Genomic DNA, 15,312 nt, shown 5'->3' with positions numbered 1-15,312 from the left:
CCTGAAGCACCATCTGTGTCTGCGTCATTCCCCCGTTCCCCCGGATCGCCCATGACCCTGCCGCTGAAGATCGCCGAATCCCGCCTGCTCGTTCCCGCCGGCCTCGCCACCGGGGCGCTCGATTCGGCGTTCGGCGCGTTGCTAGGGCCGGGCATCGATTTCGGCGACCTGTATTTCCAGCACGCGCGCCGCGAGAGCTGGACGGTGGAAGACGGCATCGTGAAGGACGGCGCGCACGCGATCGAACAAGGCGTCGGCGTGCGCGCGATCTCCGGCGAGAAGACGGGCTTTGCGTACTCCGATGAAATCGACACGCCGGCGTTGCTCGAAGCGGCGAAGTCGGCGCGCGCCATCGCGCGCGATGGTTCTTCCGCTTCGCCGCGCGCACTGGTGCCCGGAACCGGGCGCTCGCTGTATTCGGCGGACGACCCGATCGATGGGATGCCCAACGAAGCGAAGGTCGAAGCGTTGCGCGCCATCGATCGCCTGCTCCGCGCCGCCGACCCGCGCGTGAAGCAGGTGATGGTGTCGCTCGCCGGCGGCGTGGACACCGTGCTCGTCGCGCGCAGCGATGGCGTGCTGGCCGCCGACGTGCGCCCGCTCGTGCGCCTCAACGTGCAGGTGATCGTCGAACAGAACGGCCGCCGCGAAAGCGGCTACGCCGGCGGTGGCGGGCGTTATTCGTATGCCGAACTCCTCGCCGACGGCAAGCCCGAACACTTCGCGCGCGAGGCCTTGCGCCAGGCGCTGGTGAACCTCGACGCGATCGATGCGCCCGCGGGCGTGATGCCGGTCGTGCTCGGCAACGGTTGGCCCGGCGTGCTGCTGCACGAAGCGGTCGGCCATGGCCTGGAAGGCGACTTCAACCGCAAGGGCACCTCGACCTATGCCGGGCGCATGGGCCAGCGCGTAGCGTCGCCGGGCGTCACCATCGTCGACGATGGCACGCTGCCGGGCCGCCGCGGTTCGCTCAACGTCGACGACGAAGGCACGCCGACGTCCTGCACGACGCTCATCGAGGACGGCGTGCTCGTCGGCTACATGCAGGACACGCACAACGCGCGCCTGATGGGCATGCAACCCACCGGCAACGGGCGCCGCGAATCCTTCGCGCACCTGCCGATGCCGCGCATGACCAACACCTACATGCTCGCCGGCAACCACGACCCCGAGGAGATGATCCGCTCGGTGAAGAAGGGCCTGTACGCGGTGAACTTCGGCGGCGGGCAGGTGGACATCACCAGTGGCAAGTACGTGTTCTCGGCCACCGAGGCGTACCTGATCGAAGACGGGAAGATCACAGCGCCGGTGAAGGGCGCCACGCTGATCGGCAACGGTCCGGAAACCATGCAGCGCGTGAAGATGATCGGCAACGACCTCGCGCTCGACGAAGGCGTCGGCGTGTGCGGCAAGGACGGGCAGAGCGTGCCGGTAGGCGTGGGGCAGCCGTCGCTGCTGATCGATCAGCTCACCGTGGGCGGGACGCAGGCGTGACCAGCCCGCGGTCAAGTTTCGTCGCTGTCTTCCGATTCGGCCTGCATCGCATCGCGCACCACCTGGAAGATCTCGCGATACGCGCGCGGTGGTTTGTTGCGCTTCTTCTCTTCGCCGGCGTTGCGCACCAGCGTGCGCAGGTGTTGCCGGTCGGCGTGCGGGTGTTCGTCGAGGAACGCGCCCAGCGCTTCGTCGCCGCCGTCCAGCAGGCGGTCGCGCCACGCTTCGACGCGATGCATCGCCGCCACTTCGCGGCGCGCGGCCTCGCCCTTTTCGTCGAGCGCATCGCGGATGGCGTCCAGCGTTTCGTCGTCTTCGCGGCGCATCTGCTTGGCCAGGAACTGCAATTGCCGCTTGTGCGCGATGTGCGAGGTGATGCGGCGCGTCTCGAGGATGTGCGGCATCAGCGAGTCGGGGATGGGCAGCTTGGAGAGCTGCGCGTCGGTCAGCACCGCCAGCTTGCCGCCCAGTTCCAGCACGTCGAGCGCCGCGCGGCGTTGTTCGCTGCGGCTGGGGCTGTGGAATTCCCCGGTGTCCTCGTCTCTCCCGCGCATCGCTCGATCCCCGCATTCGTTCGCCATCAAGGATAGACCATTGGACAACGCCCCCCTGTCGACGACCGATTCCATGCCCGCCCGCGACGGCAGCGTCGCCCGCCTGGGCGTGCTGTCGGACATCGCGCGCCAGCTCCTCGACCGCGCCCGCGCCGCCGGCGCCACGCAGGCCGAGGTCTCCTGCTCGCAGGAGCACGGGCTCAATGTCAACGTGCGCATGGGCGCGGTGGAGACGGTCGAATCCACGCGCGACCGCGGCATCGCGGTGACGGTGTACTTCGGCAAGCGCAAGGGCAGCGCCAGCACGGCGGACCTGCGGGAGGAAAGCCTGGCCTCGACGGTCGAGCAGGCCTGCGCGATCGCGCGGCACACCGAAGACGACGCCGCCTCCGGCCTGGCCGATCCGGAACTGATGGCGCGTGAGTTGCGCGAGTTCGACGGCTGGCATCCGTGGGACATGGACGCCGACCGCGCGATCGACTTCGCGCTGGCCTGCGAGAACGCCGGCCGCGAAAGCGACGCGCGCATCGAGAACAGCGATGGCGCCTCCGTCGGCAGCAGCGAGTCGCTGGGCGTGTACGCGAATTCGCATGGCTTCCTCGGCGCGGAACGCAGCACCCAGCACACCATCGGCTGCGCATTGATCGCCGGGCGTGGCGACCAGATGCAGCGCGACGGCTGGTACACGACGGCGATCAGCGCGAACGATCTGGAAGCGGCGGCCCTCGTCGGCCGTCGTGCGGCGGAACGCGCGGCGTCGCGCTTGCAGCCGCGCTCGCTCCCGACGGGCGAGGTGCCGGTGTTGTTCGCATCGGAGATCGCGCGGTCGTTGATCGGGCATCTGCTCGGCGCGGTCTCGGGCGGCGCGTTGTATCGGCGCGCGAGTTTCCTCGTCGATTCGGTGGGCACGCAGTTGTTCCCCGACTGGTTCTCGATCGACGAAGACCCCTTCATGCCGCGCGGGTTCCGCTCGGCATCGTTCGATTCGGAAGGCGTGGCGACGCGTGCTTCGTCGCTGATCGGCGGCGGCGTGTTGCAGCGTTACGTGCTCGGCAGTTACTCCGCGCGCAAATTGGGATTGCAGACCACGGCGAACGCCGGCGGCGTGCACAACCTGCGCATCGCGTCGAACGCGGGCGATTTCGATTCGATGGTGCGCGGCCTGAAGCGCGGCCTGCTCGTGACCGAGTTGATGGGGCAGGGCGTCAACGCCGTCACCGGCGATTACTCGCGCGGCGCGGCGGGCTTCTGGATCGAGGACGGCGAAGTGAAATTCCCGGTCGACGGCATCACCATCGCCGGGAACCTGAAAAAGATGTTCGCCGCCATCGAAGCGGTCGGCACCGACATCGACCCGCGCTCGCATATCCGATGCGGGTCGATCCTCGTCGGCCGGATGACGGTGGCCGGCGAATAGCGGTCGACGTATACGAAAAAGGCGACGCTTTCGCGTCGCCTTTTCGTGTCGCGCCAGCGTACGCCGATCAGTTGATCAGGCGCAGCGTGAACGGGTAGCGGTAGCTGTTGCCTTCGTTCGCCTTGATGGCGGCGATGATCGTCAGCACCAGCGCGGCCAGGCCGATCAGGATCATCAGGAAGAAACCGATGACCACCAGGATCAGGATCGCCGAGACCACCATCGCGAGCGTCACGGTGATCTGGAAGTTCAGCGCCTCGCGGGCCTGCTCGCCCGTGAAGGGCATGGTGTCCTTCTTGATGAGCCAGATCACCAACGGCCCGATGATGTTGCCGAACGGAATGACCAGCCCGATGAGCGCGGAGAGGTGGGCGAACATGGCCCACTGGCGTTCTTCCTGCGAAATGCCCGAAGTGCTGTTGGTCGGATCGATGTCGTTCATTGCGTGTCCCCTTGGAAGTGGATCGCGCCCGCACTGGCGGTCGGTGGGCCAACTGTCGGCCGCCGGTCCGCCTGCGTCAAGCGCGCGGTGGCTGGTGGTCGGTGAAGCCCGTCACCGTCCGGCGACCTGGTCGCGGTCGAGGCGGTCCAGGCGTTCGTCGAGGGGCGGGTGGGTCTTGTACAACTGCGCCAGGTTCCCCGAGCTGGAACCGGCCGCCATCATCTTCTGCAGCACCGCGTAAAGCGCCAGCGGGTCGTAACCGGCACGTGCCAGATAGACGACCGCCGCGTGGTCGGCGTTGTACTCCGCGCCGCGGTCCAGGCTCGTGGCCATGATCGTCGCGCCATGCTTGGCGACGTACTCCTTCGCCATGCTGCCCGCGATGCCACCGCCGACGGCGACGTTGGAGGAGGCCGCGTCGGTCAACGCGCCCTGTGTCTCCTGCTTCTTGATGACGTTGTAATGATCGCGTTGCACCACGTGCGCGAGCTCGTGCCCGATCACCGCCGCGACTTCATCGTCGCCGGCCAGCACCTCGTACATGCCGCGCGTGATCAGGATGTAGCCGCCGGGCGCCGCGAACGCGTTGATCTCCGGCGCGTCGATGACACCGAAACTCCACGGCAGGTCCGGGCGCGAGGTTTGCGAGGCCATCCAGCGGCCCACGCGATTCACGCGTGCCTGCGCTTCGGCGTTGTCCCACAACTTCGCGGCGCCGAGCACGCGGCCCGCGATCTCCGGGCCGAGCGCCGCTTCTTCCGCGGCCTGTTCGGTTTCCGATTTGCCCTGCGCGGCTTCGGCGACGTTGGCTGCCGAATCCACCGGCGCCGGCGCACCGATACCGACCGCCGACAACAAACCGCGCGCCATCGAGAATCCGCTGCGCTTCTGCTGCTGCGTCGCCTTCGGCGCGGCATCGGCCACGGGCTTGAACTCGTTCGGCAACGCGACCTGCTTGGCCTGCAGACCCTTCGACTGCGCATCGGACGCCGCGGCATCCGGCGTCACGCGATTGCCTTCGAGTTGCGCCATCTGCGCGGCGTCGTAGCCCGCGGTCTTCAGGTCGTTCTCGTCGATGCCGCGCACGCCGGCGGTTTCCGAGGCACGACCGGTGCCGGCCTTGCCCGAGAACAGCGCGTTGTTGGTCTTTGCGCCGGCCTTCGCGTACTGCAAGCGCACGTCGTTCACGCGCACGAAACCGTTGCCGCCGGCGGGCAGGGTGACCTGGAACCACAGGCCCTGTTGGCCGGCGATGCTGACTTGTTCACCTTGCTTGAGCGTCGCCACCGTGGGCGACTTCAGGTCCGCGGCGCCATGCACCTCGACCGTGGGCTTGTGCACCGTCGCGGTCTGCCCGGCGGCGAACGCGGCCGCGCTGCACAGCGCCAGCGCGAGGGAAAGGATCAGTCGATGTGTGAATCCGGATTGCATGCAGCGACTCCAGCTTGTAACGCGTCTGACTGCATGAACGGATTTTCCCGCGAAAGCGGCCACTCCTGCTGCCGATCCAGCGCGTTGCCGAGGGCTTCGCGCAAGCGCAGGCGTTCTCCGCGGTCGCTGTCGTCGAGATCGTCGTCGACTTCGCTGGCGACCATGCACACCTTCACCGTGCCGTCGTCGTCGAGGCGATCGTCGTGCGCATTCAGATGGTCGTGCCATCGCCCGAGGTCGTGGCGCGCGCGCGCGGTGGCTTCTTCGCGCGTCGCGCCTTTCCAGACGAGCACCATCAGATCGTCGAGCGTTTCATGCAGCCAACTCTTGCGTTCGACGACGCCCTCGAGCATCACCGCATCGCTGCCCGCATACAGGAAACGCCGCAGGCGGCGGCGGTACTCACGGCGGCGACGCGCCGCGGCACGGTCGTCGAGCGAGGGATAGGTGGCGAAACGCAGTCGCGCGAAGACGAGCCAGCGATGCTTGTCGGGTTCGAAGCGCGGCAGGAAATCCTCGTTGCCCACGGCGCGCCCGCGCTGGATGGCCGCGTACGTGCGGCACAGGCCGAAGCACAGGCTCACGAAACCGATGCTCGCGTAGATGTCGAAGAACGCCCCGAAGAACGTCAGGCCCGCGTAAGCGAGCACGAGGAGCAACAGGTTGGTGGCGACGAAGATCGAGTCGATGTCGCTCGCCGGTTCGCCGCGCCAGAAGGCGAAGGCGGTGAGCACGACGAGGATCGCGGCGAGGATGTATTTCAGCGATGCAGGCGGCAGCCAGATCGCGCTGCCGTCGACAAGCGCGGCGACGGCTTCGGCGTGCAGTTCGACGCCGGGCATTTCCAGGTCGACGGGCGTGGGCTTGGTGTCGTTGAGGCCCGATGCGGTGTAACCGACGACGGCGATCGCGTTTTCCAGCGGCGGCAGCGCCCGCTTGGCGTCGCGGCAGATGGGCTTGTCTTCGATCAGGTCGGCGGCACTGGCGAAGGCCAGGCGCGAATCCGATCGCCAGTTGATGCGCACCGACGCCGGGTACGACGCCATCGGCCGGCCGCTGTCGTAGGCCGCCAGACGCAACGCGAGCGAAGGAATGCCCCAATCGCCGGCGGTCTCGCGCAACGGCATGTCGCGCAGCATGCCGTCCACGCCGCGCGTGACGTCCACCAGCCCGGCGTGCGCACGCATCTGTTCGCCGAAGGGCAGCAGCAACGCGACCTTCGGTCCCGGTTTGGCCGGGTTGCGCTTCAACGCAAACGCACCGGGCGCCTGGGACGCGGGAATCGCGCCTTCCGATACGTCGTAATCCGAATGAAGCCGCGATGCGCCGAACACGAAGCGGCCTGCACCGCCTTCGGCCATCGCCTCGAGCGTCATGTCGCCGCCGGGATCATCGGGCGATGCATCGGCGAACATCACGTCGTAACCGACGGCCTTGACGCCCGCACGGTCGAGCGCATCGAGCAGGTCCGCGTGGCGTTGCCGGCTCCAGGGCCAACCGCCTTCGCCCTTGCGCACGAAGTGTTCGATGGAACAGTCGTCGATCTCGATCTTGACCACGCGTTTCGACGGTTGCGGTTCGATCGGCCGGCTCTTGATCACCTTGTCGAACACCGCGTTTTCCGCCGCATCCAGCGAGCGCGCACCGGTCCAGTCGTACACCAGCCATGCGACCGCACCCAGCGCGAGCAACGGATAGAACACGAACTTCACGCGCAACGCGAGCCACGCCAGTGGACGCTTGTACCCGCGCTCCAAGCGGCCCCACGTATCGATGAAGCGTTGCGCCAGCGTGGCCATCGCCGCGTCGATGACGCCGAGCAAGGTGCGCGAGCGACGCTTGCGCCGGGCCATGGCTCAGTGTTTCCGGTCGACCGCCGCGCGGCCCAGCGCCGCGAGCGCATCGGTCTGCGCGCCGAAGGGGGCCAGCGCTTCGTGCATCGCGGTGGCCAATGTCGCGAGGCGTCCGCGCGTGGCGGGCAGGCCGAGCAACGCGGGGAACGTCGCCTTCTGCTGCGCGGCATCCTTGCCGGCGGTCTTGCCGAGCGAGGCGCTGTCGCCTTCGACATCGAGCAGATCGTCGCGCACCTGGAAGGCCAGGCCCAGCGCATCGGCGAAGGTGTCCAGGTGTGCGCGCGTGTCCGCGTCGGCGCCCGCGGCGATCGCGCCCATGCGGACCGATGCACGCAGCAGCGCGCCGGTCTTCATCGCATGGAGGCGTTCGAGTTCGGCGACTGTGATCGCCGCGCCGCCGGTGGCATCGATGTCGAGCGCCTGGCCGCCGCACATGCCCACCACGCCCGAGGCGCGCGCGAGTTCGGCGAGCATCTCGACGCGGCGTTGCGCATCCAGCGGCGCGCGCGCGAGCACATCGAAGGCGAGCGATTGCAAGGCATCGCCGGCGAGGATCGCGGTGGCCTCGTCGAAGGCGACATGCACGGTGGGCTTTCCGCGGCGCAGCGCGTCATCGTCCATCGCGGGCAGGTCGTCGTGCACCAGCGAGTAGGCGTGGATGAGTTCGACGGCGACGGCGGGCGCGTCGAGCGCCTGCAGGTCCGCGCCGAACGCGGTGCCCGCGGCGTAGACGAGCAGCGGACGCATGCGCTTGCCGCCATCGGTGGCGGCGTACCGCATCGCGGCGTGGAGACGTTGCGGGGGCGTGGCGGCGTCGGGCAGCGCGGCTGCGAGCGCCGCGTCGACGCGCGCGCGCCACGCGGCGAAATCGATGTCAGGCATCCGGGGCGCCGAACGGCTCGGCGTTTTCGGGTTGTTCCGGATCGCTGAGCAGGCGCACCCGCAGTTCCGCCTGTTCCAGCGCGGTCTGGCATTTGCGGTAGAGGCCGACGCCGCGCTCGTACGCGGCGAGCGATTCCTCGAGGCTCATTTCGCCGTGTTCCATCTTCTCCACCAACTGTTCGAGTTGGTCGAGGGAGGATTCGAAGTCGGCGACCGGGGACGGGGTTTCGGGCGAGGGTGCCATGCGTGCAAGTGTGAGGCCGTCCGTTGCGGCCGGTCAATCGGAGGACGGGGTCCAGCGCAGGCCCGCATCACGGGCACGCAGCCAGGTGTCGAAGTCTTTCGCGATGAGGCGGTCGCCCGCGGCGAGGACCGAGTCGTCGACGTCCACCAGCAACGGCAGGCATTCGCGCGACCACGGCGGCAGGCCGGCGTCCTGCAACGCGTGCTTGAGGCTGTGCGAGTGCGTGCGGCCGGGCAGGGCGATGCGTTCGCCGCCCTGGCGCAGCCGCACGCGCAGCGTCGTGTCGAAGGCGGGCGCGCCGATCAGTTCGAGCGTGCCGCCGTCGGGGAGGATCAGCGGCATGCGGCCGTCCCAGGTGTCCGACCAATCGGCGGGGAGCGGCGCGGGGATCGTCGTCGCGCGCCAAAGGTCGCGCCAACGGCGGAGTTCGGCGCCGGCCCATTCGAAACGGAAGTCGGTGTCGGAGGCGTTGGTCGCCAGGTCCCGTTCGATCTGCGCGATGCCCTCGGCCGGCAGCGGCGGAAGCGCGCGTTCGGCGATCCAGCGGCGCAATGCGCGGGCGCGGCGTGCGGCCGGCAGCGCGCGAAGGGGGTCGATGGCGAGCACGCGCGGATCGTCGGTGCGCGCCTGCGCGAGCGCTTGCGCATCGTCGTCGGCGAGCAACGCGGCGGCTTGCGCGCTCAAGGCCGCGGAGCGGGCGAGGGCGGCGTCGGCATGCGGCCATCGTTCGCGCAACAGCGGCAGGATCTTGTGGCGCAGGTAGTTGCGGTCGTGCGCGAGGCTGTCGTTGGCGGGGTCGTCGATGAAGTGCAGCGCGTGGTCGTTCGCATAGGCGCGCAAGGTGTCGCGCGGCACATCGAGCAGCGGGCGCCACAGCCAACCGTTCGCGAACGGGCGCAGCCGGCGCATCGCGGACAGGCCATCCGGTCCCGATGCACGTAATGCGCGCAGGAGGAACGTTTCGGCCTGGTCGTCGCGATGATGCGCCAGCGCGAGCAGTGCCCCGTCATCCATTTCCGACGCGAGCGCCGCGTGCCGTGCTTCACGCGCCGCCGCTTCGAGCCCGAGCTTCGAACGTTTGTCGATCACCACGCGCGCGATGTGCAGCGGCACGCCCAGCGATTCGCACATGCGCTCGCAGTGCGACGTCCACGCATCGGCGTGATCGCTCAATCCATGGTGGACGTGGATCGCGCGCAGCCCCCGCGCCCGCACCTCGCGCATCGCGGCGAGCGCGTGCAGCAAGACGGTGGAATCCAGGCCGCCGCTGAAGGCGACGAAGACCGGCGCTTCACGCCCGGCATCGGGCAATACGATTGGCAGGGCGGTCGTCATCGGACCGCCACCGTTACGCGGTTTCCTGCAGCGCGCGTTTGGCAATCTCGACCCATGCCTTCTGGTCGCGCTGGTAATACTTCGGCGCGAGCGACGCGCGCTTGACCGTTTCGGCGAACACCGCGTTCGCACGGTCCGCATGGCCGCGACGCTGCAACAGCTGCGCGTAGCGCACCCGCGCTTCCTCGCCGGTGAAGTCCTGCACGACGGCGGCGTACTCCTCGAGCGCCTTCTCGATGTCGCCGCTGGCTTCGACCGAGCGCGCGTACAACAGATGGCCTTCGCTGGAGCGATACGTCGGATTCGCGGCGATCAGGTCTTCCAGCGTGCGGCGCGATTCGCCCGGCAGGCCAAGCGCGAACTGCGCCTTCGCCACGCCGAGCATCAGCACCGGATCGGTGGCGTACATCCCGCTCATCGACTTGCGAAACAGCTCCAGCGCCTGCTGGTAGTCGCCGCTGGCCATGCTCTGCTCGGCGAGGCGACGACGGTTTTCGAGCGTGTCGGCGATGTCGAGTTCACGCGCGGCGCGGCGCTTGCCGTGTTCCGGATCGATCTTCTGCCGCACGCCCTGTGCCATGCGGCGCGCAACGGGGTCGCGGTGCAGGTTGGGCATCACTTCGGCGAACACATACACCGCCACGCCCAGGAACGAGCCGATGATGATGATGTAGATCCAGAAATGCGGACGGCCGCTGCGCACCGCGTGCACGCAGCACGCGATCTGCAACAGCACGGACAGCACGATCAATGGCATGGCGGCGGGCTCCCCTCCCGGCGTCGTGTCAGGCGACTTCGTACGCCCCGTAGGACCGCAGGCGCTGGTAGCGGCTTTCGACGAGTTGCGGGGCCGGCACCCCGGCCAACGCATCGAGCTCGTTGACCAGCACGGCCTTGAGGCGCGTGGCCATCTGGCGCGGGTTGCGATGCGCGCCGCCGATGGGCTCGCGCACGATCTTGTCGATCAGGCCCAGTTCCTTCAGGCGCTTGGCCGTCATGCCGAGTTGCTCGGCGGCGTCCTTGGCCTTCTCGGCGGTCTTCCACAGGATCGACGCGCAGCCTTCCGGCGTGATCACCGAGTACGTGCTGTATTCGAGCATCAGCGTGCGGTCGCCGACGCCGATGGCCAGCGCGCCGCCCGACCCGCCTTCGCCGATGACGGTGCAGATGATCGGCACCTTCAGCTCCGACATCTCCAGCAGGTTGCGCGCGATGGCTTCGGACTGGCCGCGTTCCTCCGCATCGATGCCCGGCCAGGCGCCGGCGGTGTCGATGAAGGTGAGGATGGGCAGGCCGAAGCGTTCGGCCAGCTTCATCAGGCGCAGCGCCTTGCGGTAACCCTCCGGCTTGGGCATGCCGAAGTTGCGGCGGATCTTGGCCTTCGTGTCGCGGCCCTTTTCGTGCCCGATGACGACGACGGGGCGGCCATCGATGCGCGCCAGGCCGCCGACGATGGCGTTGTCGTTGGCGAACGCGCGGTCGCCGGCGAGTTCTTCGAACTCGTCGCAGATCACGCGCAGGTAATCGAGGGTGTAGGGCCGCGCGGGATGGCGCGCCAGCTGCGAGACCTGCCACGGCGAGAGGTCGCGGAAGATCTGCGCGGTGCGCAGGCGCAGCTTGTCCTGGAGGGCGTGGACTTCGGCGTCGACGTCCACCGCCGGCCCGTGGCTGGCATGGCGGAGTTCCTGGATCTTCGCTTCCAGGTCGGCGATGGGCTGCTCGAAATCGAGGTAGTTCGGGTTCATTGGCGGGAGTGTAGCCCAGCCCCCCGGACCGTACCGAGGCGTGCGGATGGGTATGCTTCACGGATCCACGAAGGAACTTGCATGGCACGGGATTGGCGCGGCTGGGTGGCGTTGGGGTTGCTGGCGGTCGCGGGGTCGGCGCAGGCGTGTTTCGTGGCGCCGCGCGTCGAACAGGTGGCACCGGGCATCCTGCGGATGCCGCCGCGCTCGGCGCAGGCTTCCTGGGCGGTCCTGCCCGTGCACGGCAAGTTGCCCGAATCCCGGCTGCGCAGCGGGGGGAACGAACCGGATTGCTCGGTGGACTTCATCGAGTCGCCCGACCACCCCGCGCTGGTGTCGGTGAACACGACCACGCCCCACGCGGTGCGGCTCTCGCTTGCATCCGGCGACCACGTGTATGGCCTCGGCGACAAGTCCGGGCCGATGGACCGACGCGGGCGCGTCTTCACCTTCTGGAACACGGATGCGTATGCGTGGGATGCCGCGCGTGATCCGCTGTACAAGTCGATCCCGTTCCTGATCGTCGAACGGGCGGGGCGCGTGTTCGGCGTCTTCGCCGACGCGACGCAGCGCATGACGGTCGATGTCGGCAAGACCGATCCGAACGCAATCCTGTTGACGGTCGCCGACGGCCCGCTCGATCTCTACGTGATCGATGGGCCCACGCCGCGTGCGTTGCTGCAACGCTACACCGCGCTTACCGGCCGCACGCCGCTGCCACCGAAGTGGGCGCTGGGCTTCCAGCAATCGCGTTACACCTACCTGCCCGAGGCGCGCGTGCGCGAAGTGGCGAAGACGCTGCGCGACAAACGCATTCCCGCCGATGCGATCTGGCTCGACATCGGTTTCCAAGATGCGAACAAGCCGTTCACCGTGGATCGCAAGGCGTTCCCCGATTTCGAAGGGATGCTCGGCGACTTGCGGAAGGATGGCTTCCACACGGTGCTGATCACCGACCTGCATATCGCGAAACAAGCGGGTTACGCACCGTACGAGAGCGGCAAGGCGATCGATGCGTTCGTGAAACGCGAGGGCGCCGATTACGTCGGCAAGGTGTGGCCCGGCGACAGCGTGTTCCCGGACTTCTCGCGGGCGCAGGTGCGCGATTGGTGGGGCGGGTTGTACACGGACTTCGTGCGCATGGGCGCGGCCGGGTTCTGGAACGACATGAACGAGCCGTCGGTGTTCGACGTCCCCGGCGGCACCATGCCGGACGACGTTGTGCATCGCTATGACGACGGCAGCACCCGCACGCATGCGCAACTGCACAACGTGTACGGCATGCTCAACGCGCGTGCGACGTACGAAGGCTTGCTGCAGCTGACACCCGACGGACGCCCGTTCGTGCTGACCCGCGCGGCGTATGCGGGCACGCAGCGTTACGCAGCGACCTGGACCGGCGACAACACCGCCGACTGGCACCATCTCGCACAGGGCGTACCGAACATCCTGTCGCTCGGGCTGTCGGGCATGGCGCTGGCCGGCGACGACATCGGCGGGTTCATCGGTTCGCCGCCGCCGGAGTTGTTGACGCGCTGGTATCAGCTCGGCGCGTGGCAGCCGATCTTCCGCAGCCACGCGGCGACGGATACGCGCGATCACGAAGCGTGGGTCGATGGCCCGGTCCATGAAGCGTTGCGGCGTTCGGCCATCGAACAGCGGTATCGCTTGATGCCGTACCTCTACACGCTTGCCGAAGAAAACGCGCGGACCGGTGCGCCGATCACGCGGCCGGTGTGGTTCGAGTTTCCCAAGGCGGGCGGGAGCGACCGGGACTTCCTGTTCGGCCGCGATCTGTTCGTCGCGCCGGTGGTGAGTGAACGGCTCGATGCGCATGTCGTGCAGTTGCCGCCGGGCGCGTGGTACGGGTTGCGCGACGGGAAGCGGTACAGCGACAAGGTCACGTTCGATCCGGCGCCGAGCGAGGTGCCGGTGTTCGTGCGCGCCGGCGCGATCGTGCCGATGCAGGCCGTGGTGCAGCACACGGGGCAGGTGCCGAAAGGCCCGCTCGAAGTGCACGTGTGGTGGCCGGAAGGCGATGCGCCGTGCGATGGGGCGCTGTACGACGACGATGGGACGTCGATGGCGTACCAGCGCGGCGAGTTCGTGCGGATCGCCTTCGCGTGCCGCGTGGAAGGTGATGCGTTGGTGGTCGAGGCGAAACGCGAACAGGCCGGCTTCGCGCCCTGGTGGCGCGCGGCCGAAGTGATCGTGCATCGCGCCGATGGCACGACGCGGACGCACCACATCGCGAACGCGCGCGCCGATTGGACAGCGACGTTGCGTTAGTTCGGGTACGTCAGCGGCGCGCCAGGCCCCACCGGCAACCCGAGCGCAATCCACACCGCGAACAACACCGACCACGCGATCGCCAGCGCGATGGAGTAAGGCAGCATCGTAGACACCAGCGTCCCGAGCCCTGCTTTCGGTTCGTACTTCTGGAAGAACGCGATGATCAGCGCGAAGTAACTCATCATCGGCGAGATGATGTTGGTGACCGAATCGCCGATGCGATACCCGGCCTGCACCATCTCCGGCGCATAGCCGAGCAGCATGAACATCGGCACGAAGATCGGCGCCATCAGCGCCCACTTCGCAGATGCCGAACCCAGGAACAGGTTGGCCACCGCCGTGATCGCCACCAGGCCGATGAACAACGGGATCGCGGGCAACTCGATCGCCTGCATGATGCCCGCGAGCTTGACCGCGAAGATCAAGCCCAGGTTCGTCCACTGGAAGCACGCGACGAACTGCGCCATGAAGAACACGAGCGCGATGTAAGGGCCGAGCGCCGCCATGCTTGCGCCCATGCCGCGAATGACGTCTGCGTCGCTGCGCAACGTGCGCGCGCCGAGACCGTACGCGATGCCCGACACCACGCCGTACGCGAAGATGATGCCGACGATGCCCTTCAGGAAGGGCGAATCGAGCACGCCGCCGGTGTCGGTGTTGCGTAGCAGGCCGTTGGCGGGAAGCACGAGGGCGGCGATGAGCACGCTGAGCGCGAGTGTCGCGTAGAGCGCCCAGCGCAGGCCGCGGCGTTCGCTTTCATCGGGTGGCGCAATGGTGTCGCCGCCGTCCGCATTCGCTGGCGGGGTGGCGAAGCGCGGCGCGACGACACGCTCCGTCACCCACGTCGCCACGGCCACCACGAGCACGGTCGACACCATCATGAAGTACCAATTCGCCGCCGCGCTCACCGTGTAAGAAGGATCGACCAGCCGCGCCGCTTCCTGCGACAGCCCCGACAACAGCGGATCGATCGAACCGAGCAGCAGGTTCGCCGAGAACCCACCCGACACGCCCGCGAACGCCGCCGCCATCCCCATGATCGGATGCCGTCCCGCGCCCTTGAACATCAAGCCGGCGAGTGGAATCAACAACACATATCCGATCTCGCTCGCCATGTTCGACATCACCCCCGCGAACACGACCACCGGCGTCAACGCCCACTTCGGCGCCGCGAACACCAACCGACGCAACGCCGTCCCGATCAAACCCGAGTGCTCCGCAACGCCGATCCCGATCAACGACACCAGCACCGCCCCCAAGGGCGCGAACCCGGTGAAGTTCGGCACCAACCCGGTGAGCAGGCGGTGCAACCCCTCGCGCGACAACAGGTTCACCGCACGAATTGACTCGCCAGTGGCCGGATGCGCCGCGGACACGTCGAGCCACACCGCGACCGCGGAGGCGACGATGACGGAGAGGGTGAGTAACGCGAACAACGTCGCCGGATGCGGCAACGCATTGCCGCCGACTTCGACGACGTGGAGGAAGCGATCGGTCAACGAGCGCCGCGGGGCGGCGCTGTTCGATTGAATGGCCATGGTGGGATCGAATGGAATGGATGGACCAGTCCAACGCCACGCACGCTAGTCGCGCAATTGTCCCTGGGGGCAAATATCGTCGATG

At 68.0% G+C, this 15,312-nt stretch carries 13 protein-coding genes; 3 read left to right on the top strand and 10 right to left on the bottom strand.

Going from position 1 to position 15,312, the window contains the following annotated elements; translation table 11 throughout:
- The first annotated feature begins 51 nt into the window (after positions 1–51).
- Positions 52–1,494 (top strand): metalloprotease TldD, encoded by a 1,443-nt coding sequence (tldD, locus tag LF41_RS02875; RefSeq protein ID WP_036165346.1) that lies wholly within the window; start codon positions 52–54, stop codon positions 1,492–1,494.
- 11 nt (positions 1,495–1,505) lie between these two features.
- Here tldD and yjgA read toward each other — a convergent pair whose 3' ends face one another.
- Positions 1,506–2,048, bottom strand: a complete 543-nt coding sequence (yjgA, locus tag LF41_RS02870) for a ribosome biogenesis factor YjgA (protein WP_036165343.1) — start codon at positions 2,046–2,048, stop codon at positions 1,506–1,508.
- Positions 2,049–2,121: 73 nt separating this feature from the next.
- Between yjgA and pmbA the strand changes: the two genes are divergently transcribed.
- Positions 2,122–3,465 carry a metalloprotease PmbA gene (gene pmbA / locus LF41_RS02865; RefSeq protein ID WP_036165823.1) on the top strand — a complete coding sequence of 448 codons (1,344 nt, stop codon included), beginning with the start codon at positions 2,122–2,124 and terminating at the stop codon, positions 3,463–3,465.
- Between the two features lie 67 nt (positions 3,466–3,532).
- Here pmbA and LF41_RS02860 read toward each other — a convergent pair whose 3' ends face one another.
- The 8 genes from LF41_RS02860 to LF41_RS02825 form a co-directional block, all read right to left on the bottom strand.
- A complete protein-coding gene (locus LF41_RS02860) occupies positions 3,533–3,907 on the bottom strand; it encodes a DUF4870 domain-containing protein (protein WP_036165340.1) in 375 nt (124 codons plus the stop codon).
- Positions 3,908–4,018: 111 nt separating this feature from the next.
- Positions 4,019–5,338, bottom strand: coding sequence for a M48 family metalloprotease (locus tag LF41_RS15965; protein WP_052116069.1), 1,320 nt, complete (start codon positions 5,336–5,338; stop codon positions 4,019–4,021).
- Positions 5,311–7,191 carry a CHASE2 domain-containing protein gene (locus LF41_RS02850; protein WP_036165338.1) on the bottom strand — a complete coding sequence of 627 codons (1,881 nt, stop codon included), beginning with the start codon at positions 7,189–7,191 and terminating at the stop codon, positions 5,311–5,313. Before LF41_RS02850 ends, LF41_RS15965 begins: the two co-directional genes overlap by 28 nt.
- Positions 7,192–7,194: 3 nt before the next feature.
- Complete coding sequence (locus tag LF41_RS02845) at positions 7,195–8,073, bottom strand: polyprenyl synthetase family protein (protein ID WP_036165335.1); 879 nt, start codon at positions 8,071–8,073, stop codon at positions 7,195–7,197.
- Positions 8,066–8,317 (bottom strand): exodeoxyribonuclease VII small subunit, encoded by a 252-nt coding sequence (locus tag LF41_RS02840; RefSeq protein ID WP_036165333.1) that lies wholly within the window; start codon positions 8,315–8,317, stop codon positions 8,066–8,068. Before LF41_RS02840 ends, LF41_RS02845 begins: the two co-directional genes overlap by 8 nt.
- A 33-nt stretch (positions 8,318–8,350) precedes the next feature.
- Positions 8,351–9,652, bottom strand: a complete 1,302-nt coding sequence (gene tilS, locus LF41_RS02835; RefSeq protein ID WP_036165331.1) for a tRNA lysidine(34) synthetase TilS — start codon at positions 9,650–9,652, stop codon at positions 8,351–8,353.
- A gap of 13 nt (positions 9,653–9,665) precedes the next feature.
- Positions 9,666–10,409 (bottom strand): tetratricopeptide repeat protein, encoded by a 744-nt coding sequence (locus LF41_RS02830; RefSeq protein WP_036165328.1) that lies wholly within the window; start codon positions 10,407–10,409, stop codon positions 9,666–9,668.
- 28 nt (positions 10,410–10,437) lie between these two features.
- Entirely contained in the window at positions 10,438–11,397 is a 960-nt protein-coding gene (locus LF41_RS02825; RefSeq protein ID WP_036165325.1) for an acetyl-CoA carboxylase carboxyltransferase subunit alpha, read from the bottom strand.
- An 81-nt stretch (positions 11,398–11,478) separates the two neighbouring features.
- Between LF41_RS02825 and LF41_RS02820 the strand changes: the two genes are divergently transcribed.
- A complete protein-coding gene (locus LF41_RS02820; protein ID WP_052116068.1) occupies positions 11,479–13,686 on the top strand; it encodes a glycoside hydrolase family 31 protein in 2,208 nt (735 codons plus the stop codon).
- On the opposite strand, the gene LF41_RS02815 is transcribed toward LF41_RS02820, so the two are convergent.
- Entirely contained in the window at positions 13,683–15,227 is a 1,545-nt protein-coding gene (locus LF41_RS02815; protein ID WP_036165322.1) for an AbgT family transporter, read from the bottom strand. The genes LF41_RS02820 and LF41_RS02815 overlap by 4 nt on opposite strands.
- Positions 15,228–15,312 lie beyond the last annotated feature (85 nt).

This window comes from Lysobacter dokdonensis DS-58 (genome assembly GCF_000770795.1).
GTDB classification, from domain to species: Bacteria; Pseudomonadota; Gammaproteobacteria; order Xanthomonadales; family Xanthomonadaceae; genus Noviluteimonas; species Noviluteimonas dokdonensis.
This window is presented reverse-complemented; position numbering and strand designations above follow the sequence as displayed.

Coding starts and splice junctions, on each gene's coding strand:
- tldD (WP_036165346.1), top strand. CDS start 52: ATGACCCTGCCGCTGAAGATCGCCGAATCCCGCCTGCTCGTTCCCGCC.
- yjgA (WP_036165343.1), bottom strand. CDS start 2,048: ATGCGCGGGAGAGACGAGGACACCGGGGAATTCCACAGCCCCAGCCGC.
- pmbA (WP_036165823.1), top strand. CDS start 2,122: ATGCCCGCCCGCGACGGCAGCGTCGCCCGCCTGGGCGTGCTGTCGGAC.
- LF41_RS02860 (WP_036165340.1), bottom strand. CDS start 3,907: ATGAACGACATCGATCCGACCAACAGCACTTCGGGCATTTCGCAGGAA.
- LF41_RS15965 (WP_052116069.1), bottom strand. CDS start 5,338: ATGCAATCCGGATTCACACATCGACTGATCCTTTCCCTCGCGCTGGCG.
- LF41_RS02850 (WP_036165338.1), bottom strand. CDS start 7,191: ATGGCCCGGCGCAAGCGTCGCTCGCGCACCTTGCTCGGCGTCATCGAC.
- LF41_RS02845 (WP_036165335.1), bottom strand. CDS start 8,073: ATGCCTGACATCGATTTCGCCGCGTGGCGCGCGCGCGTCGACGCGGCG.
- LF41_RS02840 (WP_036165333.1), bottom strand. CDS start 8,317: ATGGCACCCTCGCCCGAAACCCCGTCCCCGGTCGCCGACTTCGAATCC.
- tilS (WP_036165331.1), bottom strand. CDS start 9,652: ATGACGACCGCCCTGCCAATCGTATTGCCCGATGCCGGGCGTGAAGCG.
- LF41_RS02830 (WP_036165328.1), bottom strand. CDS start 10,409: ATGCCATTGATCGTGCTGTCCGTGCTGTTGCAGATCGCGTGCTGCGTG.
- LF41_RS02825 (WP_036165325.1), bottom strand. CDS start 11,397: ATGAACCCGAACTACCTCGATTTCGAGCAGCCCATCGCCGACCTGGAA.
- LF41_RS02820 (WP_052116068.1), top strand. CDS start 11,479: ATGGCACGGGATTGGCGCGGCTGGGTGGCGTTGGGGTTGCTGGCGGTC.
- LF41_RS02815 (WP_036165322.1), bottom strand. CDS start 15,227: ATGGCCATTCAATCGAACAGCGCCGCCCCGCGGCGCTCGTTGACCGAT.